Genomic DNA, 24834 nt, shown 5'->3' with positions numbered 1-24834 from the left:
CGAAGCGGCTGAAAGAGGCGGGAGATTCCTGCCTCTTTTGACGGAAAGAGAAGGTGGAACACAATGGAATTAGCAGAAATACGCAATACCGCCGAGTGGATGGAAAAGAAGCTCGATGAATACAAAGCATCACTTGATCTTGAGACGAAGATCTCACGAATCGAAGAGCTTGAAAACGAGATGACATATCCGGACTTCTGGAACAATCAGGAGTCGGCACAAAAAGTCATCGATGAGTCGAACGGTCTCAAAGCGATGGTCGATAAATACCAACACCTCGCAGACGGCCACGAAAACATCGTCTTAACGTATGAATTGATCAAAGAAGAACCGGACGTCGAGTTGCAGGAAGAACTCGAGTCGGAGCTCGGCGACATCAAACGGAAGTTTGACGAGTTTGAATTACAGATTCTGTTGAACGGCGAATACGATGCCAACAACGCAATCCTCGAATTACACCCGGGAGCCGGCGGAACCGAGTCACAAGACTGGGCGTCGATGCTGCTTCGGATGTACCAACGTTTCTGCGACAAGCAGGGCTGGAAAGTCGAAACGATGGACTATCAGCCGGGCGACGAAGCCGGCGTCAAATCGGTCACGCTGCGGATCCAGGGGCACAATGCCTATGGGTACTTAAAAGCAGAAAAAGGGATTCACCGTCTCGTACGGATCTCGCCGTTTGATTCGTCAGGCCGCCGCCACACGTCATTCGTTTCATGTGACGTCATGCCAGAATTCAACGATGACATCGACATCGAAATCCGGACGGAAGACTTGCGTGTCGATACGTACCGTGCGTCTGGTGCCGGTGGACAGCACATCAATACGACGGACTCTGCCGTTCGGATCACGCACGTGCCGACAGGCGTTGTCGTTTCATGTCAGCAGGAACGGTCGCAAATCAAGAACCGTGAAGCGGCGATGAAGATGTTGAAAGCAAAACTGTACCAACGCGAAATCGAAGAGAAACAAAAGAAACTCGACGAAATCCGCGGCGAAAAATCAGACATCGCTTGGGGCAGCCAAATTCGTTCATACGTCTTCCACCCATACAGCATGGTCAAGGATCACCGGACGAACTACGAAGTCGGGAACACGCAAGGTGCGATGGATGGAGACATCATGGGCTTCATCGATGCGTATCTCCGTTTGATGAATATGTAATCTGTCACGATACCGTCGGCCTATGTGTCGGCGGTTTTTTTCTACCAATCGATCCAGGAGGCGAAACAGATGCAGATTCGTACAGAAATATTCAAGGATGCCGCCGGAATTCGGCTCGTTCATCAAGCCGCGTTTGGTCAACGGACGGAAGCCGATCTCGTCGATGCCTTGCGCGAAGATGAGGCATCCTTGCCGCACTACAGCCGTGTCGCCGTGACGGACAAGGGAGAAATCGTCGGTCATGTCTTACTGAGCCGTGTGTTCATTGAAGACATTCCGTCACTCGCCTTGGCACCGGTCGGCGTCAAACCGTTCTGGCAACGAAAAGGCATCGGGTCGGAATTGATTCGTCAAGTGATTGAAGATGCCCGGGAAGCGGGCGAGTCGCATATCATCGTGCTCGGCCATGACAGCTATTATCCGCAGTTCGGATTTGAACGCGCTGTCGACTACGGCATCGAAGCCCCGTTCCCCGTGCCGACGGACGTGTTTCTCGTCATGCCGCTCGAACGCCAAGCCTTAAAGGGGATCAGTGGGACGGTTCGTTATTCCAAACCCTTTAGTACGGTATAAGGGGACCACTGCGAGTTGCTCAGCCCTTCTAGTCGCTTCCCGGCTTTTCCGCTAAAATGAAAAACGGGTTGTAGAACTTAAGTAAGGGGACATGTAACGTTATGACATCAACACGTCAGGAAGTCGTTCGCGACTATATTTATTTATTACTCGGTTCATTGTTCGTCGCCAGTGCCTTCAGTTTATTTTTGGCACCAAACCAATTGGCATCTGGAGGCGTCAGTGGGCTCTCAATCGTCTTAAACGATTTGTTTGGCATCTCACCCGGCTTGTTTCAGCTGATTGCAAACGTCGTGTTGCTTGCGATCGGCTGGATGATCCTCGGGATGGGGTTTGGCGTCAAGTCGCTCGTCGGCTCGATCTTTTTACCGGTCGTCATTTTAGTCTATGAACGGTTCGAGGTCCCGGCAGCGACGATGAATCCGATGCTGGCCGCGATTTTCGGCGGAGCCGGAGTCGGGATCGGATTAGGCTTGATTTTTAAAGCACGTGCCTCGACCGGCGGGATGGACTTGATCGCTCAGCTGCTGCACCGGTTCACGAAGTTACCGCTCCATCTTTGTATCGCGTTGCTCGACGGGACGATCGTCATCAGTGCTGCCGTCATCTTTTCACTCGAAATCGGCTTGTATGCGCTCGTCGCCTTGTTCATCACGATCAAGATGATCGACATCGTCCAGCTCGGAATCACGAACGACAAGCTCGCCTATATCATCTCGGATCAACGGGAAGCCCTCGTCAAAGAGATCTTCCAGACGCTTGACCGGGGCGCGACGGAAATCGAAGCGGCGGGTGCCTTTACCCGGACCCGGAAACCGATGTTGATGGTCGTCGTCCGGCAGGGAGAGATCACGACGTTAAAAGAAATCGTCAAACACATCGATCCGACGGCGTTTCTTGTTGTCAGCGAAGCCCATGAAGTACTGGGACTCGGTTTTTCCGACGACAAACGTTACCGGAATGTACCGTAACTGTTTGGAAAAGATGAAGTTTTTGTGAAATCATGCTTAAAAAGTCTGGATAACGGTTATACTCTAATAAATAACGACGCAGCTTGTTACTTATAAGGGGGACATACGGATGAAGCTCAAAAATCTTTTACTTGCGGCAGGACTTGGCGCAACGCTTGTACTCGGGGCATGCGGAAGCGATGACAGTTCGTCTGATACATCGTCGGATACGACGAAAGAAGAATCAACGATGAACGATGATTCGTCGAAAACAGAAACAGCGGTGGATGCGGAAAAAATCTTCGCTAACAACTGTGCTTCTTGTCACGGGAACAATCTGGAAGGAAACGTTGGTCCGAACTTAACGAAAGTCGGAGCGAAGTTATCGTCAGAAGAGATTCAAGAAATCATTAAAAACGGTAAAGGACAAATGCCAGCAGGCATCCTGAAAGACGATAAAGAAATCGTTGCCGTCGCTGATTGGTTGGCTGAGAAAAAATAATTATGTGATAATATGGGGCTAGAGATGACGGACATGACAAGTGTTCGTCATCACTGGTCCCTTTTTTCCTTTAAAACCGCCGGAAATGACATTTGATTGTAATGTGCACCGTTTTTTTTGCCTGTTATAATGGGATTCGATAGGCGTTAAGACCTATCTGATCACCAACCAGTAATCAAGTAAGGATGTGAAGTAAGTGATCAAGATGCAACAAGTCAGCAAAATCTATCCGAATGGTGTCACGGCACTTCGTGAAGTGAACCTGACGATCAATCAAGGCGAATTCGTCTATATCGTTGGTCCGTCTGGAGCTGGGAAATCGACATTCATGAAAATGATGTACCGCGAAGAACGACCTACAAGCGGTTCATTTTTATTTAAAGGAATTGAAGTCGGCAAGCTGAAAAATCGGCAAATCCCCGAACTTCGTCGCCAAATCGGCGTCATCTTCCAAGATTTTAAACTCCTCCCGTCATTGACGGTTTATGAAAATGTAGCCTTTGCCCTCGAAGTCGTCGGTGAAGACAAATCACAGATCCGGAAAAAAGTGCTTGAGGTATTGGACTTAGTCAAACTGAAGCATAAAGAACGGAACTATCCGGATGAATTATCCGGCGGAGAACAACAGCGGATCTCGATCGCGAGAGCCATTGTCAACCGTCCGTCACTCGTCATCGCCGATGAGCCGACTGGAAACCTCGACCCGGATACAGCGTGGGAGATCATGGAAGTGTTCGAAGAAATTTATCGCCGTGGGACAACGGTCGTAATGGCGACCCACAATCGAGATATCGTCAACAAGATGCGTCACCGCGTCCTTGCGATTGACGGTGGAAAAATCGTCCGTGACGAAGAGAAAGGAATGTACGGCTATGAAGTTTAATGGATTCCGTCATTTACGGGAAGGGGCAAAAGGTCTCGTCCGAAACGGCTGGATGACATTTGCTTCCGTCAGTGCTGTTACCGTGACCTTGTTACTCGTAGGAATTTTTGCAATGGTCATGTTCAACGTCAACAAGATTTCCGATAACGTCGAAAAAGACGTCGAAATTCAAGTGTTCGTCGAACGTGAATCCGATCAGGCAAAGATCGACTCAGTTGGAGAAAAGTTAAAGCAGATGCCGGGCGTCGAGTCTGTGCGTTATAGCTCAAAAGAAGAAGAACTGGATCGCTTCAAGGAACAGCTTGGCGAAGGATCACAAGCGTACCAGTCGGTTGAGAAAGACAACCCGCTTCATGACCGCTACATCGTCAAAGCAACTTCACCAAATGAGACAGAAACTATTGCAAATACAGTCAAAAAAATGGAAAATATAGATAGCGTCGAATATGGTGAAGATTATGTTGAAAAGATGTTCAACTTCCTTGAAGGGGTTCGGATCGGTGGAATCATCCTGATTGTCGGTTTGACATTCATGGCGATGTTCCTGATTTCGAATACAATCAAGGTAACGATTTTCTCACGCCGTCGTGAAATCGAGATCATGCGACTCGTCGGTGCGAAAAATGGCTTCATCCGGGCACCATTCTTTATTGAAGGGCTCTTGATGGGGGTACTCGGGGCGTTGATTCCGATTGCTGTCGTCTACTTCGGATATGAAGTGACTTACAACGCGCTTCAGCCGCAGCTTGTCTCGCTGAATGCGTCGATCTTCACCTTGATTCCACCAGGTGAGCTGTCCGTGCAAGTCGCACTGATTCTGCTCGCATTAGGTGCCTTCATCGGTGTCTGGGGATCAACGACGTCACTCGGTCGATTCTTGAAGATTTAAGGAAAACAATCAAATAAAAGATAGAGGAGAGATGCTTCTCATGAAGGTCCGATTCTGTTCTGCCGTCCTAAGCTTGGCATTAATAGGTTCAAGTGTATCCGTTCACGCAACGTCCAAGGAAGATTTGTTGAAGGAACAACAGGAGGTCGAGTCCCGTCTGCAAGAGACGGAGCGATCACAGAATCAGACATCTGAGAAGTTAATCTTGACGAAACAGGAGCGCAAGGAAGCACAGGCGCGCCTCGATGAAGTCAACAGCCGTTTGGATGATTTAGCGAGTCAGATTGCAGATCAACAGACGGCTGTTTCTGTCGCTAAACAGGAACTGGCCATCGTCACGCGAGCCGTTGATCAGACGACATTCAAGCTCCACGTGCAAGAACAAAAGATCGGTGATCGTCTGCGGTCGGTTCAGCGGGACGGCGATGTCAAATACATCGAAGTCCTGCTCGATTCCAAGGATTTTGGTGATTTGATCTCCCGCTTCAGCACGGTTCAGGAAATCATCAAGCAAGATGACGGGGTCTTGAATGCCTATCAAGAAAACGTCAAACAATTGTCGGAGCAAAAAGCCGAACAGGAACTGGTACTCGGTCAATTGAAAAAGGAACAGCGGAAGCTGTTGATCTTACAGACCCGGATCATTGCCGAGTCCGACATCAAACGGACGCTCGTCGTTCAATTGAATCGTCAAGTCAAACAATTGCAGCAGGAACAGTTTACGAAAGCCGAAGAAGCAGAGATTCTCGCGGATCAAAAACGATTGATCAGTCAACAACTCAGTGATTTGCGAGCCGCCGAATTACGCGCCAAGCAACAAGCCAAGGAGCGGGCGGCAGCTGCAGCGGCAGCCGAAAAAGCGGCCCAGGAACAAATGGCGCGTGACGCAGCGCGAGCTGCAGCGGCGAAGTCAGCTGCGGCGAAATCAGAGGCAGCTAAGTCCAATCAGACAGAAGAACCACTTCCGGTACCGGAAGCGACGAGGGAAGCGCCTGTTTCCAGTGATGCCGGTGAAGTTGGCGCGAAACCGTTCCAATTGCCGGTCACCGGGTATGTCTCGTCCCCGTTCGGACCCCGCAATAATCCATTGACGGGGAAGCCGGAGCTTCATACCGGCATCGATCTCGTCAACGCCAAAGGGACACCGATCAAAGCGGCGGCCGGAGGGATCGTCCTTCGCGCCGGTAGTGCGACCGGTTACGGGAACGTCGTCATGATGACACACTTGATCGACGGGAAAGTCTGGACGACGGTTTATGCCCATTTGGATTCAATCGCTGTCTCAGCCGGTCAAACGGTGATGCCGGGTGAAACCGTCGGGACACTGGGCTCAACCGGATGGTCGACCGGACCACATCTTCATTTTGAACTTCATCAAGGCGAATGGGCGGTCGGACAACCGAATGCGGTTGATCCTGCCCCATACATCTTGTAACTTCAACAGCATAGCTGACGAAAAGATAGGGTAACCTATCTTTTTTTGCTATACTGAAAAAAATAGCAGGTTTACACCAGAAACGAGGAATCACGCGTGAAAAAATCGACAACGGCCGTCATAGCGGTCAGTACATTTGGTCTCGGTCTAGGAGCCGGTGCTGTCGGGATGTTAGCGACAGGTGGAACGGATACAGCAACAAGTACCTCGTCGAATGCAACGGGGGATTGGAAAAAGATTGATCAAGTCCGGCAGATGATTTCACAAAATTACTTGGAAGACGTAACGGATCAGGAGTTGCTCGAAGGTGCCTTAACGGGGATGACGGAAGTGCTCGAGGATCCGTATTCGGTCTACATGGACGAGTCGGAAACGGCGTCGTTTAACACGAACCTCTCATCTTCGTTTGAAGGAATCGGAGCGACGCTTGAACAAAAAGGGGAATCGATCGTCATCGTCTCGCCGATCAAAGGGTCACCGGCTGAAAAAGCAGGGATCAAACCAGGGGACGTCATCTTGGAAATTGACGGCAAATCAACAAAAGGACAAAAGACGGATCAGGCGGTCAAGAAGATTCGTGGTGAAAAAGGGACGAAAGTAGTGCTGACGATTCAGCGCGGAGGACAAGATCCGATGAAAATCACGATCGTCCGCGATACGATTCCGATCGAGACCGTCTATTCCGAAACGGAACAAATCGACGGAAAAACAATCGGCGTCTTACAGGTAACACAATTCTCTGATCCGACAGCCGGCGAGTTCGAGGAACAACTGGCGGCACTCGAAGAGAAAAACATCGATGGCTTGGTGATTGATGTCCGCGGAAATCCGGGTGGTCTGCTGACGGCAGTCTCGGAAATGATTGCACCGTTCATTCCGAAAGAGACACCGATTTTCCAAGTGGAAGACAACAAAGGTGAACGGACGCAGGAATTCGGGAAAGCGGACGAGAAGAAACCCTATAAGATTGTTGTCCTCGAAGACAGTGGTTCTGCGTCAGCATCCGAGATTCTGGCAGCCGGGCTCAAAGAAGGAGCCGGTGCAGAGGTCGTCGGGACGAAGTCGTTCGGAAAAGGGATCGTTCAGAGTGCGTATGACTTAAAAGACGGCAGTGACTTGAAGCTGACGACGAACAAATGGTTGACGCCGGACGGAAACTGGATCCATAAAAAAGGTGTCAAGCCGACCGTCGAAGTCAAGCAACCCGACTATTTCAACGTCACGAAGATTCTGACGGACGACAAGACGCTCGCTACGGGCGACTATGGAAAGCCGGTCGAAAATGCACATCTCGTTCTCGAAGCAATCGGCTTTGATCCAAAAGGGCAAACAGGATACTTCGGGGATACGATGAAGCAGGCCGTCGAACGCTTGCAGAAGGATGCAAAACTTGAGGTGACCGGCAAAATCGATCAAGTGACGGCATCGGAAATGGAAACCCGTTTGTTGAAAAAATTAGAAGATCCTAAAAATGATGTACAACGTATCAAGGCACTTGAAGTTGCCGCACAATAACTCACAGAAAGAGGTCTGAATGGGCGTGGAATTACTCGATGGAATCGGTTGGACAGCGATTAGTCTCTTCGCTAGTCCGATCTTGTGGTTAGCAATCCTGGTCAGTTTTGTACTCAGCATGCGACGGGTCAAACGCGAACGGAATCTGTTCCGTTCCCGCACGCGCAGCAAACGAACCGATGTATTTGAAACACTGGTCCCGGGACTGGTGGTCGGACTCGTACTTTCGATCGTCAGCCTCAGCTTAAGACTGACGATCTCGACCGAGTTCCTGCTTGGTCTGATGGGACTGACCGGTTTGATTTTACTGACGGGTGTCATTCGATTCAACTTACCGCTTTGGCCGCTTGTCATTCTGGCCGGAATCGGTTGGTTCGTGACGGATGACCGGGTCGAAGGTCTGAAAGATGTCGGGGCAACGGATCTGCTGTTGCTTGCGGCATTATCCTTGGCAGCGGAATTGATCCTGCTCGCGTGGCGCGGGAAAAAGAAGTTATCCCCGTCGCTTGTCTTGTCGAAGCGCGGACGTTACATCGGCGGATTGTCTGCCAACAAGCTCTGGTTGATTCCGCTTGTCGTCCTTGTCCCGGGCAGTAGCCTGGAAGCGTGGATTCCACAATGGTCGTTTCCGGAGTTTGTTCCGATCGTCTTATTCCTACCGATCGGCTTCAGTTTCCTCTTTACCGGGCAATTACCGGAGCAATTGATCCGACCGCTCGTTCAGGGGCGTCTGATCACGTTCCTGCTGGCTGTCCTGCTGACGGCAGGGGCTTTCCTGACCGGACAAAACGAATGGTTGTACGGATTGCCTGTGCTGCTTGTCGTCCATCTGCTTCTCCATCAGCGGACAAAACGCTGGAATCGTTCACAGACCCCATTGTTCTTGAATGGGAAGCGTGGTGTCGTCATCCTTGGAACGCTGCCTGAAAAACCGGCGTCTGAGATGGGACTCGTCCCGGGGGAAGCGATCTATAAGGTCAACGGAGAGTTCGTCGAGTCGGAGAAGACGTTTTATGAAGCGATTCAAAAACACAAACCGTATTTGCGGCTTGAAGTGATGAATCACAACGGGGACGTCCGCTTTGCGCAACGTGCGTTTTATGAACAGGATCACCATGATCTCGGCATCCTGTTCGTCAGCGAACCGGGTAATACCCGCTCGAAAATCCGGACACTGCAATAAAATCACGTCTCACGCCTTACTTTTTCTGCAGAGAAATCAGTTCAGCTATCCGGCTGGACTTTTTCTTTTGTCGAAAAACGGGTAACTTGCTAAGAGGAGCACTTCATAATCGAATGTTTGTTCGTAAAGTGGTACAATAAAGATAGATTTTTTTACTGGATGAGGGGGAAGAATACGATGGATTTTCATTTAGTATCACCATTTGAACCGGGTGGCGATCAGCCGGCGGCAATCGAGAAACTGGTGGCGGGTGTCAAGGACGGCGAGCGGCATCAGACGTTGCTTGGAGCAACCGGGACAGGGAAAACGTTTACCGTCTCGAACGTCATCAAAGAGATCAAGAAACCGACACTTGTCCTCGCGCACAACAAGACACTGGCCGGTCAACTGTATTCGGAGTTCAAGGAGTTCTTCCCGGATAACGCAGTCGAATATTTTGTCAGTTTTTATGATTATTATCAACCGGAAGCGTATGTTCCGTCGACGGATACGTTCATCGAAAAGGATTCTTCGATTAATGACGAGATCGATAAATTACGACACTCGGCGACATCTGCTTTGTTCGAACGGGAAGACGTCCTGATTGTCGCATCCGTTTCCTGCATTTATGGTCTCGGTAATCCGGAAGAATACAACAATCACGTCTTGTCCCTGCGTGTCGGGAACGAGATGGGCCGTAATGAAATGTTGCGCCGCCTGATTGATATTCAATATGAACGAAATGACATCGATTTTCAGCGCGGACGGTTCCGTGTCCGCGGAGACGTCGTCGAGATTTTCCCGGCGTCCCGTGATGAACAATGTGTCCGGGTCGAATTTTTCGGAGACGAAATTGAGCGAATCCGCGACATGGATCCATTAACCGGTGAAATCATTGCCGATCGGGAACACATCTCGATTTTCCCGGCGTCCCACTTCGTGACCGGGGATACCCGGCTCCAGAAAGCCATCGCGAACATCGAGACCGAACTCGAGACGCAACTGGCGAAGATGCGGGAAGACGGTATGCTGCTTGAAGCCCAACGGCTCGAACAGCGGACGAACTACGATCTCGAGATGATGCGGGAGATGGGCTACTGCTCAGGAATCGAAAACTATTCCCGTCATTTGAACTTGATGCCACCGGGATCGACTCCGTATACGTTGATCGATTATTTCCCGAAAGACTTCCTGCTCGTCGCCGATGAGTCGCACGTGACGTTACCGCAAATCCGCGGGATGTACAACGGTGACCAAGCCCGGAAACAAGTCCTCGTCGATCACGGGTTCCGTTTACCGTCGGCAAAAGACAACCGGCCGCTTCGGTTTGAAGAGTTCGAAGAGAAGGTCAGTCAAGCAATCTATATTTCAGCGACACCGGGTCCGTATGAACTCGAGCACTCCAAAGAGATGGTCGAACAAATCATCCGGCCGACGGGACTCGTCGATCCAACGATCGAGATTCATCCGATCACTGGACAAATCGATTATTTAATGGACAACATCCGGGAACGGGTCGCGAAAAATGAGCGGGTCCTCGTCACGACGCTGACGAAGAAGATGTCGGAGGATTTGACGGATTATCTCAAGGAACACGGCGTCAAGGTCAACTATATGCACTCGGAGATCAAGACACTGGAACGGATTGAAATCATTCGCGATCTGCGGCTCGGTAAATACGATGTCCTCGTCGGGATCAACCTCTTGCGAGAGGGACTGGATATTCCGGAAGTCTCGCTCGTGACGATTCTTGATGCTGATAAAGAAGGCTTCTTACGCTCGGAGCGTTCCTTGATTCAAACGATTGGACGGGCTGCCCGGAACTCAGAAGGGCACGTCATCCTGTTTGCTGACAAGATTACGGATTCGATGCAACGCGCGATGGACGAGACAGAACGGCGTCGGAACATCCAGATCGCCTTTAATAAAGAACACGGCATTACGCCGAAAACGATTCAAAAAGACGTTCGGGGTGTCATCAGCACGACGATTGAAAGTGATGACACGGTTGAAAAACTTGAGAAGTTCAACAAACTCAAAAAACCGGAGCGCGAAACATTGCTCGAACAGCTGGATCAAGAAATGCGCCAAGCCGCGAAAGACATGCAGTTTGAGCGGGCGGCGGAATTGCGTGACCTTATCTTAGAATTGAAAGCAGGTGCCTAAGTTGGCAGAAAAAAAGAACAAGATCATCATCAAGGGCGCTCGCGTCAATAACTTACAAAACATCGATGTCGAAATTCCGCGTGATCAGCTGGTCGTCCTGACCGGCTTATCCGGGTCCGGAAAATCGTCACTCGCGTTTGATACGATTTATGCAGAAGGGCAACGCCGGTATGTCGAAAGTCTGTCGGCCTATGCCCGCCAGTTCCTCGGTCAGATGGATAAACCGGATGTCGATGCGATTGAAGGTTTAAGTCCGGCCATTTCGATCGATCAGAAGACGACCAGTAAAAATCCCCGCTCGACGGTCGGGACGGTCACGGAAATTTATGATTACCTCCGTCTGTTGTATGCGCGCATCGGGAAACCGATTTGTCCGAACCATGGGATCGAGATTTCGAGCCAGACGATCAGTCAAATGGTTGACCAAGTCATGGAACTGCCGGAGCGAAGCCGTCTGCAGATTCTGGCGCCGATTATTTCCGGACGTAAAGGCGCACACGTCAAAGTCTTTGAAGACTTGAAAAAAGAAGGGTTTGTTCGCGTTCGAGTCGACGGAGAAACGATTGATTTGACGGATGACATCGAACTCGAGAAAAACAAAAAACATTCGATCGAAGTCGTCGTGGACCGGGTGGTCGTGCGACCGGACGTCGAAGCCCGTCTCGCGGATTCGCTCGAAACGGCTTTACGTCTGGCTGACGGCCGGGTCATCGTCGATACGATGGACGGCAACGAGATGTTGTTCAGTGAACATCATGCCTGTCCGATTTGCGGTTTCTCGATCGGCGAACTCGAACCACGGATGTTCTCGTTCAATTCGCCGTTTGGCGCCTGTGCGTCTTGTGACGGACTCGGAACGAAGCTTGAGGTTGATGTTGATCTCGTCGTCCCGCATCCGGATAAGTCGCTGAACGAAGGGGCGATTGTTGCTTGGGAACCGACCAGTTCACAATATTATCCGCAACTGCTTGCTGCCGTCTGCAGTCATTTTAAAATTGATATGGATACACCGTTCGACCAATTGTCGGAAGAACACCGTGACATCATCTTAAACGGGAGTAGCAAAGAAGAAATTCAGTTCCGCTATGAAAATGATTTCGGAATGGTCCGCAACACGACGTTGTTCTTTGAAGGCGTTTTAAATAATCTCCAACGTCGCTTCAAAGAGACGTCATCCGACTATATCCGCGAACAGATGGAAGGCTATATGGCGAAAAAAGCGTGTCCGACGTGTAAAGGGCACCGTTTGAAACGGGAATCATTGGCCGTTAAGGTCTCCGGCATTCACATCGGCGACGTGACGAAGATGTCTGTCAAACAGGCGGTTGTCTGGTTTGAAGAGTTGCCAAGCAAATTATCAGAGAAAGATCAGACGATTTCCCGGATGATCGTCCGCGAAATTCACGAACGGTCGTCGTTTCTTGAAAATGTTGGACTCGATTATTTGACGATTTCACGAGCGGCCGGGACATTGTCCGGCGGCGAGGCACAACGGATTCGCCTTGCGACCCAAATCGGTTCCCGTCTGACGGGTGTCCTCTATGTCCTTGACGAGCCGTCAATTGGACTCCACCAACGGGATAATGACCGGTTGATCAACACGCTGAAGACGATGCGTGACCTCGGAAATACACTGATCGTCGTCGAACACGATGAAGATACGATGATGGCAGCGGATTACCTGATTGATATCGGACCCGGGGCAGGAGACCACGGTGGTTTCGTGACCGCGGCAGGACGTCCGGAAGAATTGATGCAGGATCCGAATTCGTTGACGGGGCAATACTTGTCCGGGAAAAAATTCATTCCGGTCCCATCGGAACGGAAACAGCCGGACGGTCGGGCATTACAAATTCATAAAGCCTCAGAAAACAATCTGAAAAACGTGGATGTCGACATTCCGCTTGGTCTGTTCGTTGCCGTGACCGGTGTATCCGGATCCGGGAAATCGACGTTGATCAACGAGATCCTCTACAAGACGATTGCGCACGAAATGAACCGGGCGAAAGAAAAACCGGGGGCGCACAAAGGGATTTCCGGACTCGATCAAATCGATAAAGTCATCGATATCGACCAGTCGCCGATCGGTCGGACACCACGTTCGAACCCGGCCACGTATACCGGTGTCTTTGATGACATTCGGGACGTCTTCGCATCGACGAACGAAGCGAAGCTCCGCGGCTACAAAAAAGGTCGCTTCAGTTTCAACATCAAAGGCGGACGGTGTGAAGCATGTCGCGGAGACGGAATCATCAAGATCGAGATGCACTTCCTGCCGGATGTCTATGTTCCGTGTGAAGTTTGTCATGGAAAACGCTACAACCGCGAAACATTGGAAGTGAAATATAAAGGCAAGACGATTGCCGACGTACTCGAGATGACGGTGGAAGACGCGTTAGCGTTCTTCGACAAGATTCCGAAGATCAGTCGGAAGTTACAGACGATTGCAGATGTCGGCTTGACGTACATGCGTCTCGGACAACCGGCAACCGAATTGTCGGGCGGGGAAGCACAGCGGGTCAAGCTGGCGTCTGAACTCCACAAACGCTCGACCGGAAAAACGATTTACATTCTCGATGAACCGACAACCGGCTTACACGTCCACGATATTGCGCGTTTGCTGAAAGTCTTACAACGTCTCGTCGACAACGGGGATACCGTCCTCGTCATCGAACACAACCTCGATGTCATCAAGACAGCCGACTACCTGATTGATTTGGGTCCGGAAGGCGGCGACGGCGGCGGGAAGATTGTGGCGACCGGAACACCGGAAGAAATCGCGGCGGTCAAAGAATCCTATACGGGTCATTATCTGGCGCCAGTCCTCGAACGGGATGCGGCGCGGATTGAATCATGAAACTTTTTTGATTCAGGAATCGTAAAAAGGGAAGTAAGAGAAGTAGAGCGAAAGTAATAAGCAAGTGGAATGCATTAACGTGTGCCAGATCAGAGGAGGGAATTATTGATGAAGCAAGATATGCGCCAACTGATACTTGAACAAGTGAAAGAAGGAAAGCTGACGATTGATGAAGCGCTCGACAAACTCGAACGCCTTGAGGCAATCGACCAGCAACAGTCGACGGCAAGTGAGCATAAGTATGTGGATGAACCGGAACATTACGACCGCGTGGACCATTATACGGTCGACTCCCTTACATCAAAGGTCATGTCAGCGTTTGACGGACTCGTCAACCGGATCAAGGAAAGTGATTTGTCACTGAACCAAACGTCCGGACCGAACGTCACGTACGTCAAACAATTCCCGTTCAGCGGTGAGACGATTCATTTGGATCTTTTTAATGCCAATGCCGTCATCGAGCCGGGTGATTTGGACGAGTGTGAGCTGACCGTTACCGGCCGGCCGCTCCGTCAAGTCACTGAAGAGCAGGCACTCGAACAGCTGCAAGCCGCACTGCAACACTCTGTCTCTGCCAACACGTTATCGATTCGTCTGAAAGACAAACGTGTCCGGGCGACCGTTCATCTGAAGATTCCACGTCGTCATTACGAGTCGTTGATCTTACAGACACTGAACGGAGAAATCACATTGTCGTCTCTTGACGCGACGACGGTGCAACTGATGACGGCAAACGGACGGATTCATGTTCGTGACCTGTTCAGCGACGAAGTGAAGACATCGACGGCAAACGGTTCGATTGAAATTGAAGAATCAGAAATCAAGTCGTTGAAGGCAAAAACCGCTAATGGTCAAGTCATCGCGACCGGCGTCTTTGAACGGTCTGAGCTGAAAACGGCGAACGGAAACGTCCGCTGTGAACTGAAGACGGTTCAGGATGCAAAGATTCAAGCATCGTCACTTGCCGGAAGCATCGCCTTGATGTTACCGCACGGTGCTGAAATCTACGGTGAACTGGAAACGAACTTTGGTGGATTGAACTGCAACTTGGATGAAATGGAACTGATTCGCGATCAAAAAGAAGTCGTCAATCGGAAACTGCATTTCCTATCCGGTCGTGGTCGCTCGCCGAAAATCGAGGTTGCTGCCGATACGAAGACAGGCACGATTTCTGTCACACACGGTGTCCATCTCAGCCCACAAGCGCTGTAAGCAAATCCCTGCCCCTTCAACAAAGGAGGCAGGGATTTTTTTGTTCAAAAAAATCCGACTGCTTCCTCACGAAAGGAGCAGCCGGATGATGTGTGATGCATCTTAATAATCGTAGTCCTGATCCATCATCGGATCATCAAAATCCATATTTTCGAAATTGTTCATGTCATAGCCGAACGCGAGTAAGGTGATGACGCCGACGATTAAGAGGATGATTGATAGGACGATCAATCCAATCCCGAGCCAGCTCTTACGGCGTGAACGGTTCCAATAGAAGATGATTGCCAGAATATACGAGATGAACGAACCGCTGATGAAGATTCCGATGATCGAGATGATGAAGAACAATAATGCCGTTTGATCTTGATTGCGTGAGTAGGCTTTCCACATGTCAATTAGTGCGATGATGAGGTACACAAACCCAACGATGGCAAGAATCCCAAATAAAATCATGATGATGATAAGGCCAATACCACTGCCTGAAGCGTCCATCATACTATCCCTCCTTTTTATGTTATCTGTAATCCATTCCCAAGATTGTCCACTTCTAATCGAATTCCTCGATTTTCGTAAAAATATGGTACAATACTTCAAGTGAAAGGGGCTGATTGAGCGTGCAACCAAAAGTGCGAACAGCTGAAATCGTAAAGCAATTCAATTTAAAAATCGTCACCGGAGAAGAGGGCTTACACCGCCCGATTCTGACGGCTGATCTTTGTCGACCAGGTCTCGTCCTGGCGGGGTATTATGCCTATTATCCGGCGGAACGACTCCAGATTCTCGGAAAAACCGAATTGACCTTCTTTAATAATCTGACGTACGAAGAACAGCTCGAACGGGCGAATGTTCTCTGTACCGACGAGACACCGGGCATTTTGATCACTCGTGGGTTTGAAGTACCGGAAGCCATCGTTAAAGCAGCAGACGAAACGAACGTTCCGCTCTTGACGACAAAAGGACATACGACATCGGTCGAATCTCAAATTACGAACTTCCTCGAAGCAGAACTCGCACCGACGACGGCGATGCACGGTGTGCTCGTTGACATTTATGGCGTCGGCGTCTTCATCAAAGGAGCCAGCGGCGTCGGGAAGTCGGAAACGGCACTTGAACTCGTCAAACGGGGACACCGCCTTGTGGCCGACGATTCGGTCGAAATCCGTCAAACCGGCGACGGGATTTTAGTCGGGACTGCACCGAAACTGATTCAGCATCTGCTCGAGATCCGCGGAATCGGAATCATCGACGTGATGACATTGTTTGGTGCCGGTGCCGTTCGTTCGCACAAAAAAATCAGCCTTGTCTGTAATTTAGAAATTTGGGATCAGACTAAAGTGTACGATCGTGTTGGTCTGGATCAAGAAACGCTGCAAATCATCGATACGGAAATTCCGTTCTTGACGATTCCGGTCCGTCCGGGGCGGAACTTAGCCGTCATCATCGAGGTGGCTGCGATGAACTACCGCCTGAAAAATATGGGCATCAATACAGCAGAAGAGTTTGCGGGGCGTCTCGCGCAAGCGATTGAAGATGGGAACGGTGGTCTTTGATGGGAACATTAGCGAGTGTACAACCGACGTTTGATCGTGTCGCGATCGAACTGGGACCGATTCCGATCTATTGGTACGGGATCGTTATCGCCTTAGGCGCCGTCGTCGGTCTGATGATTGCGATCTTTGAATCAAAACGGATCGGATTTAATGAAGAGTATGCAGTGGATGTCGTCATCTGGTCGATTCCGATCAGTATCATCTGTGCCCGTATTTACTACGTGGCGTTCGAATGGGATTATTATGGTCAGAATTTAGATCAGATCATCAACATCCGCCAAGGCGGGATCGCGATTCATGGGGCGATCATCGGGGCGATCTTGACGGTCTTGATCTATACCCGGAAGAAAAACATCTCGTTCTGGCAGATTGCCGATATCTTGGCCCCGTCACTTTTATTTGGTCAAGCGGTCGGACGCTGGGGCAACTTCTTTAACCAGGAAGCCCACGGCGGAGAAACAACGTGGACGTTCCTGCAGGATACGCTGCACCTGCCGGACTGGATTGTTAATCAGATGTATATCGATGGTGTCTATTACGTTCCGACGTTCCTGTATGAGAGCATCTGGAACATCATCGGGGTCATCCTGTTGATTGTCTGGCGAATGAAGTTTAACCCGCGCCGCGGATATATTTTCCTCGGTTACCTCGTCTGGTACTCGATTGGTCGTTTCTATATTGAAGGCTTACGAACGGACAGCCTGATGATGGGCGACGGGTTACGGACCGCTCAAATCGTGTCGATTGCCTTAATCGTTTTTGGTATTGTCATGATGGTCCTTCGGAAAAATGCCGTCCGTTACTTGGACGGAACAAAACGGGAGGCGAAATGAGCCGATGATTCAAACGATTTTATTTGATCTCGACGGGACGTTGATCGATACGAACCCGCTCATCCTGAAAAGTTTTGAACATACACTGAGTTATTACTATCCGGACCGGACGTTTACGCAAGCCGAGCTGCTTCCGTTCATCGGTCCGACCCTCGAGAAGTCGTTTTCGGAAATGAACGCCGACCAGTGGAAAGAGATGGTCGCATTTTACCGCAGCTACAACATTGCGATGCATGACGCGCTTGTCCTCGAATATCCGGGTGTGCTTGACGGATTACGTCAATTGAAGCAACAAGGCTACAAGATGGCGGTCGTGACGTCGAAAAGTCGGCGTGTCGCGTTGCAAGGCATTGAACTGTTTGGTCTGACGCATCTGTTTGACGCGGTCATCGCCGCGGATGACGTGACGGAAGAAAAACCGGCCGTCGAACCGTTTGAAAAAGCGATGGCACTGCTCGGGGCGACCCGTGAAGAAACCATCATGGTCGGCGATAACGATACAGACATCCATGGCGGGAAAAATGCGGGACTGAAAACCGTTGCCGTCGGGTGGGCGATCAAAGGCCGTCCGTATCTCGAAGCGTTGCAACCGGATGTGATCATTGATTCGATGGAACAGTTGGGTGACTGGATCGAGGCCGAAAATGCCAAGGCGGACTGATCGTTATCACGTCGGGTCGACGAACCCGCTCTGGCATATGTACCGGACGGTGTCGTTCCTGAAAGTGATGTGGTGTTTTGTCATCATCACGATCGGCCGCTTCTCGCCGTCGCTCCGTTTTAAGAACGGTCTTTACCGGACGTGTTTACGGATGAAGATCGGCGACCGGACGGCACTGGCCTTGATGGTCATGCCGGATACGATGTTTCCGGAACGGATTACGATTGGTTCCAACACGATCATCGGATTCAACACGACGATTCTCTGCCATGAATATTTGACGACGGAGTACCGGATCGGTAACGTGACAATCGGCAACGATGTGTTGATCGGAGCCAATGTCACGATCTTACCGGGTGTCACGATCGGAGACGGTGCCGTGATTGGCGCCGGTTCGGTCGTCCATCGCGACATCGAGCCGCACGAACGGGTATCGAGTCAGCCGCTACGCCGGCATGAAATGTGACGAAAATGTGAGAACAGGAGGAAACGAGATGAGTAACGTCCGCTTTACGTACAAAACAGGAAAGTATTTCGGAAGATTATTTGCCGAACGTCCGCAAGGTTTGGTCGTCGAAGTTCTGGCGGTTGAAAAACACCCGATCCAAGGAGACCTGCACAACCCGAATCAGGTCGACGTTCCACTCTTCCATGTCCGTCCCGCCTTACACCCGCACGAAAAAGTGACGGTCGCACCAAGCGTCGTTTATGCGTATGACGGAGAGATTCCGCCGTACGCAGACAGCTTACGGAGCGCGTACGAAAAGGATGTCGAACGCCTGAACGGACAAAATCCAGAAGCGGATGCTTTCGTACAAAAATGCTTGGAGAATTACAAGGAACTGGAATCGATTTATGCGAAACGTTGGGGGTAAACCCCGGCGTTTTTTTCTGTTGCAACGCCTTCCGAGATAGGTTATTCTTGTCTCTGCAACTACGAAACCAGATTTAGATCTATGGGGGCTTGAATCATGATGGAATTAACTGAATACAAAGCAGACCCCTTTGCGATTACAACGCGCCAAGCGGAACTTTTTTATTTCCGCGGACGGAAGGCGCACCGGGAAGGGAGACTTGAAGAGGCGGTCTATCATCTCGATGAAGCCACGACGCTTCAACCGGAAGATGTCCGTTATCTGTTACGGTACGCCCGTGTTCTGTTCGAGACAGGTGAAATCAACCATGCCAATGATGTGTTGAAACAAGTCCGGACACTCGACAAGTCAAATACCGAATCATTGTTTTATCTAGCGAATAACTATGCGCATGTCTCTTTATATGAAGAAGCGAAGACGTATGCGCTTGAATATTTATCTTGTGCACCAAACGGTAAACACGCAGAGGCATCGGCCGCGCTCGTGGAACTGATTGATCTCGAACAAGAGATGGAAGATGACGATGAGGATGAATTGATTCGTTTACATGCTCAAGCACAACGTCAAATCGACAAAGGGATGTTATTTGCGGCGCAGGAGACACTGGAGTCCTTGATTACCCAGTATCCGACGTTTTGGCCGGCTTATAACAATCTCGCCATTGTCGAGTTTTATCTCGGTGAAAACGATCGTGCCTTTGCGTCACTTGAACAGGTGCTCGACGGCAATCCCGGAAACCTGCACGCGCTTTGCAATACACTTGTGTTGTTGCATGAGATGGGACAGGATGAAGAAGCCCATCGCTTGTCGCAAAAGCTTGAGCATGTTCGGGCCGTCAACCTCGAGACCCGTTATAAAGTCGCGTCGACGCTTGCAATCATCGGTCGCCATGATTTGGCTTACGAAGAATTGAAGCTGCTCGAACGTCGCGGTTACCGTGGGGATCCGTTGTTCGGACACTGGTTGTCGATTTCAGCGTTCAAGACCGGTCATATCGAAGAAGCCGCTGCCTTTCTCCAGTCCAAGGAAGCAAAAGGGATGCGGGAAGAACAGGAAGCGTACGATATCCGGCATAACTTGCAGTTCCGTTCAGCCTTGATTCAAGCACTGAAGACGGAAGACGATGTCTCGCGAATCTTTACGGCACTCCTGCTTGGTAAGCTCAATGACGGGGAAGCAAAACTCGCCCTGTCGATGATGCCGGAAGTGACGGATCATCCGGATGTCTTATTGCTGACAGAACAGATCCTTCATGAAATGAACGGAGAGCATGAGGTCGTCGATGCTCGCATTCATCGTGCGCTGATGACGATCCGCCTCGCGGAACGGTATGTCTCGGACGAGGAACGGATGAGTCTTGAAGGCGACTTCTACGAACGCTTCGCCCGGCTCGTCCTCAGTGGGGAGACCTTTGAATCGATCGAACAGTCTGCAGCTGCCTTGATTTATCTGTTCCACGATGTCCGCGAAGGGATGTTGATTGAAGACTGCGCGACGCTCGTCCATGTTTCGTTTGATGAAGTGGCGGCGACGATTCGGTCGTATCAACGGCTTTTGAACCCGGCCCGTGCAAAGTGTTAGACGTTTGTACGATTCTCACCTATACTCAAATTACAACGAAAATACAGATGGGGTGGAATCATGACAGAAACTGAGCAAAAAATTTATGACGTCATCATTATTGGTGCCGGTCCTGCCGGTATGACGGCAGCACTTTATGCATCACGTGCAAACCTTTCAACATTAATGATCGAACGTGGTATTCCGGGCGGTCAGATGGCCAATACGGAAGATATCGAAAACTATCCGGGGTATGACAGCATTCTCGGACCGGACCTTTCACAAAAGATGTTTGATCACTCAAAAGCATTTGGAGCGGAATATGCTTATGGTGACGTCCGTAGCATCGAAGACGGTCCTGCTTACAAGACGATTCACGCACACAACAAGGATTATTACGCCCGTGCGATCATTATCGCTTCTGGTGCGCAGTATAAGAAAATCGGCGTCCCGGGTGAAGAAGAACTCGGCGGACGTGGTGTGTCGTACTGTGCGGTCTGTGACGGCGCCTTCTTTAAAGAAAAAGAATTGTTCGTCATCGGTGGCGGCGACTCAGCGGTCGAAGAAGGGGTTTACCTGACACGATTCGCGAAAAAGGTCACGATCGTTCACCGTCGCGAAGAATTACGCGCACAAAAAATTCTCCAAAAACGAGCATTCGACAATCCGAAAATCGACTTCATCTGGAACCATACGGTTAAACAGATCAATGAAGATAACGGTAAAGTCGGCGGCATCGAATTGATCAATACGAAAACAGCGGCAACGACAACGTATCCGATTGATGGTGTCTTCATCTACATCGGGATGAACCCGATCACAGGATATGTGCAAGACTTGGGCATCCTTAACGATCAAGGGTATGTCGTGACGAATGAAGGCATGGAAACGAACATCAAAGGGATTTTCGCAGCCGGTGATGTCCGTGAGAAAACACTTCGTCAAGTCGTTACAGCAACAAACGACGGTTCGATCGCGGCACAAAACGCGCAACACTATATCGAAGCGTTGCTTGAAGAATTAAAAGAATCATCACAAGTCTAATTCAGGAACCAGCTTGGTTGGAGGCACTTCCATCAAGCTGGCTCTTTTTTTGTGTTATACTGAAATCAGAGTAAAAAATACACACGGAACTGTTGTCTGGAGGGCGAAGAGATGGAACAGAATCAACCGCAACTGGTCATCATCACAGGAATGAGTGGCGCCGGAAAAACGGTCGCGATGAATAGCTTTGAAGACTTGGGCTACTTTTGTGTCGACAATTTACCACCGACGTTACTACCACAATTGATCGAAGTGATTGGGCAGGTGCGTCCGAAAATCGCCGTCGCCATCGATACACGGGCTCGTGATTTCATCGATAGTTTCTTTGTCGTTTATGAAGATTTAAAGAAAACGAATCTGCAAATCCGGATGCTGTATCTCGACGCCCGCAATGACGTGCTCGTCCGCCGGTATAAGGAATCCCGTCGTTCCCATCCGCTTGCACCGACGGCGTCCCCGTTGATCGGCATTGAACGGGAACGGACGTTGCTCGAAGGATTCCGCGACAAGGCGCAGCTGCTGATGGATACAAGTGACATCAAGCCGCTTGCCCTCAAAGAACGGATTTTAAAAGAGTTCACGGAAGGCGAACGGATCCCGTTCACCGTCAACGTGATGTCGTTTGGATTCAAGCACGGTCTGCCGCTCGATGCTGATCTCGTGTTTGACTTACGGTTCTTACCGAACCCGTTTTACATTCCGGAACTGCGGCCGAAGACCGGACTTGATCTCGAAGTCTCGTCGTATGTCATGCAGTGGCCGGAAGCGAAACTTTTTTATAAAAAGCTTGTCGACATGCTTGAATTCCTGATTCCCCAGTACGAGCGGGAAGGGAAATCACAACTCGTCGTCGCGCTTGGTTGTACAGGCGGTAAACACCGCTCGATTACGTTTGCGGAAGCAATCAGCAAAGAATTCAAGAACCAATACCATATCGTGACGAACCACCGGGATTATGTGCATGCGAAGGAGGAGAAGTGATGAAATGGGAACGAAAAGTCGTCGCCATCGGCGGAGGAACGGGCCTATCGACTCTTTTGCGCGGACTGAAACATTATCCGCTTGATATCACGGCCATCGTGACGGTCGCCGACGACGGAGGCAGTTCCGGTCGCCTGCGGACGGAATTTAATATGTTGCCACCGGGCGATATCCGAAACGTCATTGTCTCGCTCTCGAAATCCGAGACGTTAATGGACCGGATCATGCAGTACCGGTTTGAAACGGGAGAAGGGTTGCATGGTCACTCGCTCGGGAACTTGATGCTGACGGCGGCGACCCAGCTGTGTAACGGTTCGTTTGTCGAAGCAATCGGTGTCATGGGTCAACTGTTGAATGCTGAAGGGAAAGTCTATCCGGCGACGGAGCGGACGATCACCTTATGTGCCGAGTTTGAAGACGGGACCATCGTCAAAGGGGAGTCGTTGATTCCGAAGGTCGGAAAAGTGATCGAACGGATTTTCCTCGAAGAAGAAAACGTCCGTCCGGTTCCGGAAGCAATCCAAGCGATTCTTGACGCCGATGTCATCGTCCTCGGACCAGGCAGTCTGTACACGAGTGTCATTCCGAACGTCCTGATTGAAGAAATCCGCGATGCGATCAAACAATCGTTGGCACCGGTCGTCTATATCTGTAACGTCATGACGCAGCCGGGTGAGACGACCGCCTTTACGGCCAACGATCACCTGAATGTCTTGGAACGATTCCTTGGCAAAGGAGTGATCGATACGATTATCGTCAACAATGAATCGATTGATATCAGTTATTTACGAAAATACCAGAAGGATCACGCCGATATCGTGACGTATGATGAGACGAGTTTTGAAGAGGCCGGAATTGAAGTTCTCGCTGATGATATCGTGGATTACAACCACCATTTCATCCGCCACGACTCCGATGCCGTCGCCAGTCTCGTCATGCGGAAGGTCTTATCGATTCGACGTGTCCGTCAATTCGAAGGGAAGGAGGAACTGACGTGAGTTTTGCTTCAGAAGTCAAAAAAGAATTAACCCAAATCGCCATCACCGACCACGAGATGAAGGCCGAGCTTGCCGCACTTGCACGGATGAACGGAGCGATTTCGTTTGGTCTTGGACGCGGCTTGACGCTTGATATCTCAACGGAAAACGCGTCGATCGCCCGCCGGATCTACTCGTTGCTCAAACGGGCTTACGCGGTCCACCTCGACTTATTGGTCCGAAAGAAAATGCGGCTCAAAAAAAATAACGTCTACATCGTCCGCGTCAAACAACAGGCGGATAAAATCTTGCAGGACCTCGGCATCCTAGGTGAAGGATTCACGATGATCCGCTCGATCAGCGATTCGATTCTGAACGATGAACGCCGTGCCCGGGCGTATCTGCGCGGTGCGTTTTTAGCCGGAGGATCCTTGAACAACCCGGCAACCTCGTCGTATCACCTTGAGATTTTCAGCTTATACGAGGAGCACAATGCGGCGCTCCGGAGTCTGACGAACCAGTTTGACCTCAACGCGAAAGCGATTGAACGGAAAAAAGGGCATATCCTCTACATCAAGGAAAGTGAAAAGATTTCCGATTTCCTGAAGCTGGTCGGAGCGACGTATTCGATGTTGCGTTTTGAAGATGTCCGCATCCTCAAGGACATGCGCAATTCGGTCAACCGACTCGTCAACTGTGAAACGGCGAATCTCAACAAGACGGTCGGAGCAGCGCTGCGGCAAGTCGAGAACATCAAATTTCTCGAACGGACGGTCGGACTCGATGTCTTACCGGACAAACTGAGAGAAATCGCGATCTTGCGTGTGACACACCAAGACGTGACATTACAGGAGTTAGGCGAGATGGTCGAAAGTGGTTCCATCTCAAAATCAGGTATCAATCATCGATTGCGCAAGATTGATCAAATCGCGGATAAAATCCGAAACGGGGAATCGATGACCGGGGCTCTTTAGGGAGTAACTTGCGAGATGAACCATAGTCTACTATAATATATAGTCGGTGCAACTAAATGTTCGAATTAAGG

At 50.3% G+C, this 24834-nt stretch carries 23 protein-coding genes; 22 read left to right on the top strand and 1 reads right to left on the bottom strand.

The genetic code is table 11. The annotated features are described in order from the left end of the window. The first annotated feature begins 63 nt into the window (after positions 1-63). The 12 genes from prfB (at position 64) to KNP87_RS14490 (ending at position 15308) form a co-directional block, all read left to right on the top strand. The gene (gene prfB / locus KNP87_RS14545; protein ID WP_035387573.1) at positions 64-1164 is read left to right on the top strand and encodes a peptide chain release factor 2; all 1101 of its coding nucleotides are present in this window, start codon (positions 64-66) and stop codon (positions 1162-1164) included. Positions 1165-1233: 69 nt separating this feature from the next. Then, the gene (locus tag KNP87_RS14540) at positions 1234-1737 is read left to right on the top strand and encodes a GNAT family N-acetyltransferase (RefSeq protein WP_214722113.1); all 504 of its coding nucleotides are present in this window, start codon (positions 1234-1236) and stop codon (positions 1735-1737) included. 101 nt (positions 1738-1838) lie between these two features. Then, positions 1839-2708: a YitT family protein gene (locus tag KNP87_RS14535; protein WP_026832150.1), complete on the top strand. Its 870-nt coding sequence runs from the start codon at positions 1839-1841 to the stop codon at positions 2706-2708. Positions 2709-2817: 109 nt separating this feature from the next. After that, positions 2818-3189, top strand: a complete 372-nt coding sequence (gene cccB / locus KNP87_RS14530; protein WP_026832151.1) for a cytochrome c551 — start codon at positions 2818-2820, stop codon at positions 3187-3189. A gap of 196 nt (positions 3190-3385) precedes the next feature. Then, the gene (gene ftsE / locus KNP87_RS14525; RefSeq protein ID WP_012371287.1) at positions 3386-4072 is read left to right on the top strand and encodes a cell division ATP-binding protein FtsE; all 687 of its coding nucleotides are present in this window, start codon (positions 3386-3388) and stop codon (positions 4070-4072) included. Further along, positions 4062-4961, top strand: coding sequence for a permease-like cell division protein FtsX (gene ftsX, locus KNP87_RS14520; RefSeq protein ID WP_026832152.1), 900 nt, complete (start codon positions 4062-4064; stop codon positions 4959-4961). The genes ftsE and ftsX overlap by 11 nt, the downstream gene beginning before the upstream one ends. A gap of 40 nt (positions 4962-5001) precedes the next feature. Then, positions 5002-6396, top strand: a complete 1395-nt coding sequence (locus tag KNP87_RS14515; RefSeq protein WP_214722112.1) for a M23 family metallopeptidase — start codon at positions 5002-5004, stop codon at positions 6394-6396. A 96-nt stretch (positions 6397-6492) separates the two neighbouring features. After that, positions 6493-7911 (top strand): S41 family peptidase, encoded by a 1419-nt coding sequence (locus KNP87_RS14510; protein ID WP_028105768.1) that lies wholly within the window; start codon positions 6493-6495, stop codon positions 7909-7911. Between the two features lie 19 nt (positions 7912-7930). Next, the gene (locus KNP87_RS14505) at positions 7931-9094 is read left to right on the top strand and encodes a PDZ domain-containing protein (protein ID WP_214722111.1); all 1164 of its coding nucleotides are present in this window, start codon (positions 7931-7933) and stop codon (positions 9092-9094) included. Between the two features lie 177 nt (positions 9095-9271). Further along, positions 9272-11239, top strand: a complete 1968-nt coding sequence (uvrB, locus tag KNP87_RS14500) for an excinuclease ABC subunit UvrB (protein ID WP_369877603.1) — start codon at positions 9272-9274, stop codon at positions 11237-11239. A gap of 1 nt (position 11240) precedes the next feature. Beyond that, complete coding sequence (uvrA, locus tag KNP87_RS14495; RefSeq protein ID WP_214722110.1) at positions 11241-14096, top strand: excinuclease ABC subunit UvrA; 2856 nt, start codon at positions 11241-11243, stop codon at positions 14094-14096. Between the two features lie 108 nt (positions 14097-14204). Beyond that, positions 14205-15308: a DUF4097 family beta strand repeat-containing protein gene (locus KNP87_RS14490; protein WP_026832158.1), complete on the top strand. Its 1104-nt coding sequence runs from the start codon at positions 14205-14207 to the stop codon at positions 15306-15308. A gap of 102 nt (positions 15309-15410) precedes the next feature. On the opposite strand, the gene KNP87_RS14485 is transcribed toward KNP87_RS14490, so the two are convergent. Next, positions 15411-15803 (bottom strand): hypothetical protein, encoded by a 393-nt coding sequence (locus KNP87_RS14485; RefSeq protein WP_214722109.1) that lies wholly within the window; start codon positions 15801-15803, stop codon positions 15411-15413. Positions 15804-15922: 119 nt separating this feature from the next. Between KNP87_RS14485 and hprK the strand changes: the two genes are divergently transcribed. The 10 genes from hprK (at position 15923) to whiA (ending at position 24763) form a co-directional block, all read left to right on the top strand. Beyond that, entirely contained in the window at positions 15923-16858 is a 936-nt protein-coding gene (gene hprK, locus KNP87_RS14480) for an HPr(Ser) kinase/phosphatase (protein ID WP_026832160.1), read from the top strand. After that, on the top strand, positions 16858-17691 hold the full coding sequence (gene lgt, locus KNP87_RS14475) for a prolipoprotein diacylglyceryl transferase (protein WP_214722108.1): 834 nt from the start codon (positions 16858-16860) through the stop codon (positions 17689-17691). The genes hprK and lgt overlap by 1 nt, the downstream gene beginning before the upstream one ends. 4 nt (positions 17692-17695) lie before the next feature. Continuing rightward, positions 17696-18352, top strand: a complete 657-nt coding sequence (gene ppaX / locus KNP87_RS14470; RefSeq protein ID WP_026832162.1) for a pyrophosphatase PpaX — start codon at positions 17696-17698, stop codon at positions 18350-18352. Next, positions 18336-18818, top strand: coding sequence for an acyltransferase (locus KNP87_RS14465; RefSeq protein WP_026832163.1), 483 nt, complete (start codon positions 18336-18338; stop codon positions 18816-18818). Before ppaX ends, KNP87_RS14465 begins: the two co-directional genes overlap by 17 nt. A 28-nt stretch (positions 18819-18846) precedes the next feature. Further along, entirely contained in the window at positions 18847-19227 is a 381-nt protein-coding gene (gene kapB, locus KNP87_RS14460) for a sporulation phosphorelay system protein KapB (RefSeq protein ID WP_214722107.1), read from the top strand. Positions 19228-19323: 96 nt separating this feature from the next. Continuing rightward, positions 19324-20808: a tetratricopeptide repeat protein gene (locus KNP87_RS14455; RefSeq protein WP_028105774.1), complete on the top strand. Its 1485-nt coding sequence runs from the start codon at positions 19324-19326 to the stop codon at positions 20806-20808. A gap of 60 nt (positions 20809-20868) precedes the next feature. Continuing rightward, positions 20869-21831 (top strand): thioredoxin-disulfide reductase, encoded by a 963-nt coding sequence (gene trxB, locus KNP87_RS14450; RefSeq protein WP_026832166.1) that lies wholly within the window; start codon positions 20869-20871, stop codon positions 21829-21831. Between the two features lie 111 nt (positions 21832-21942). Continuing rightward, positions 21943-22812 carry an RNase adapter RapZ gene (rapZ, locus tag KNP87_RS14445; protein ID WP_012371271.1) on the top strand — a complete coding sequence of 290 codons (870 nt, stop codon included), beginning with the start codon at positions 21943-21945 and terminating at the stop codon, positions 22810-22812. After that, a complete protein-coding gene (locus KNP87_RS14440; RefSeq protein ID WP_028105775.1) occupies positions 22812-23810 on the top strand; it encodes a gluconeogenesis factor YvcK family protein in 999 nt (332 codons plus the stop codon). Before rapZ ends, KNP87_RS14440 begins: the two co-directional genes overlap by 1 nt. Next, on the top strand, positions 23807-24763 hold the full coding sequence (gene whiA, locus KNP87_RS14435; protein WP_026832168.1) for a DNA-binding protein WhiA: 957 nt from the start codon (positions 23807-23809) through the stop codon (positions 24761-24763). The genes KNP87_RS14440 and whiA overlap by 4 nt, the downstream gene beginning before the upstream one ends. The last annotated feature ends 71 nt before the right edge of the window (positions 24764-24834 follow it).

It is taken from the genome of Exiguobacterium sp. s192, from assembly GCF_018618795.1.
GTDB lineage: Bacteria > Bacillota > Bacilli > Exiguobacteriales > Exiguobacteriaceae > Exiguobacterium_A > Exiguobacterium_A undae.
Note: the sequence above shows the minus strand (reverse complement) of the source record. Positions and strands in the feature narration are given on the sequence as shown.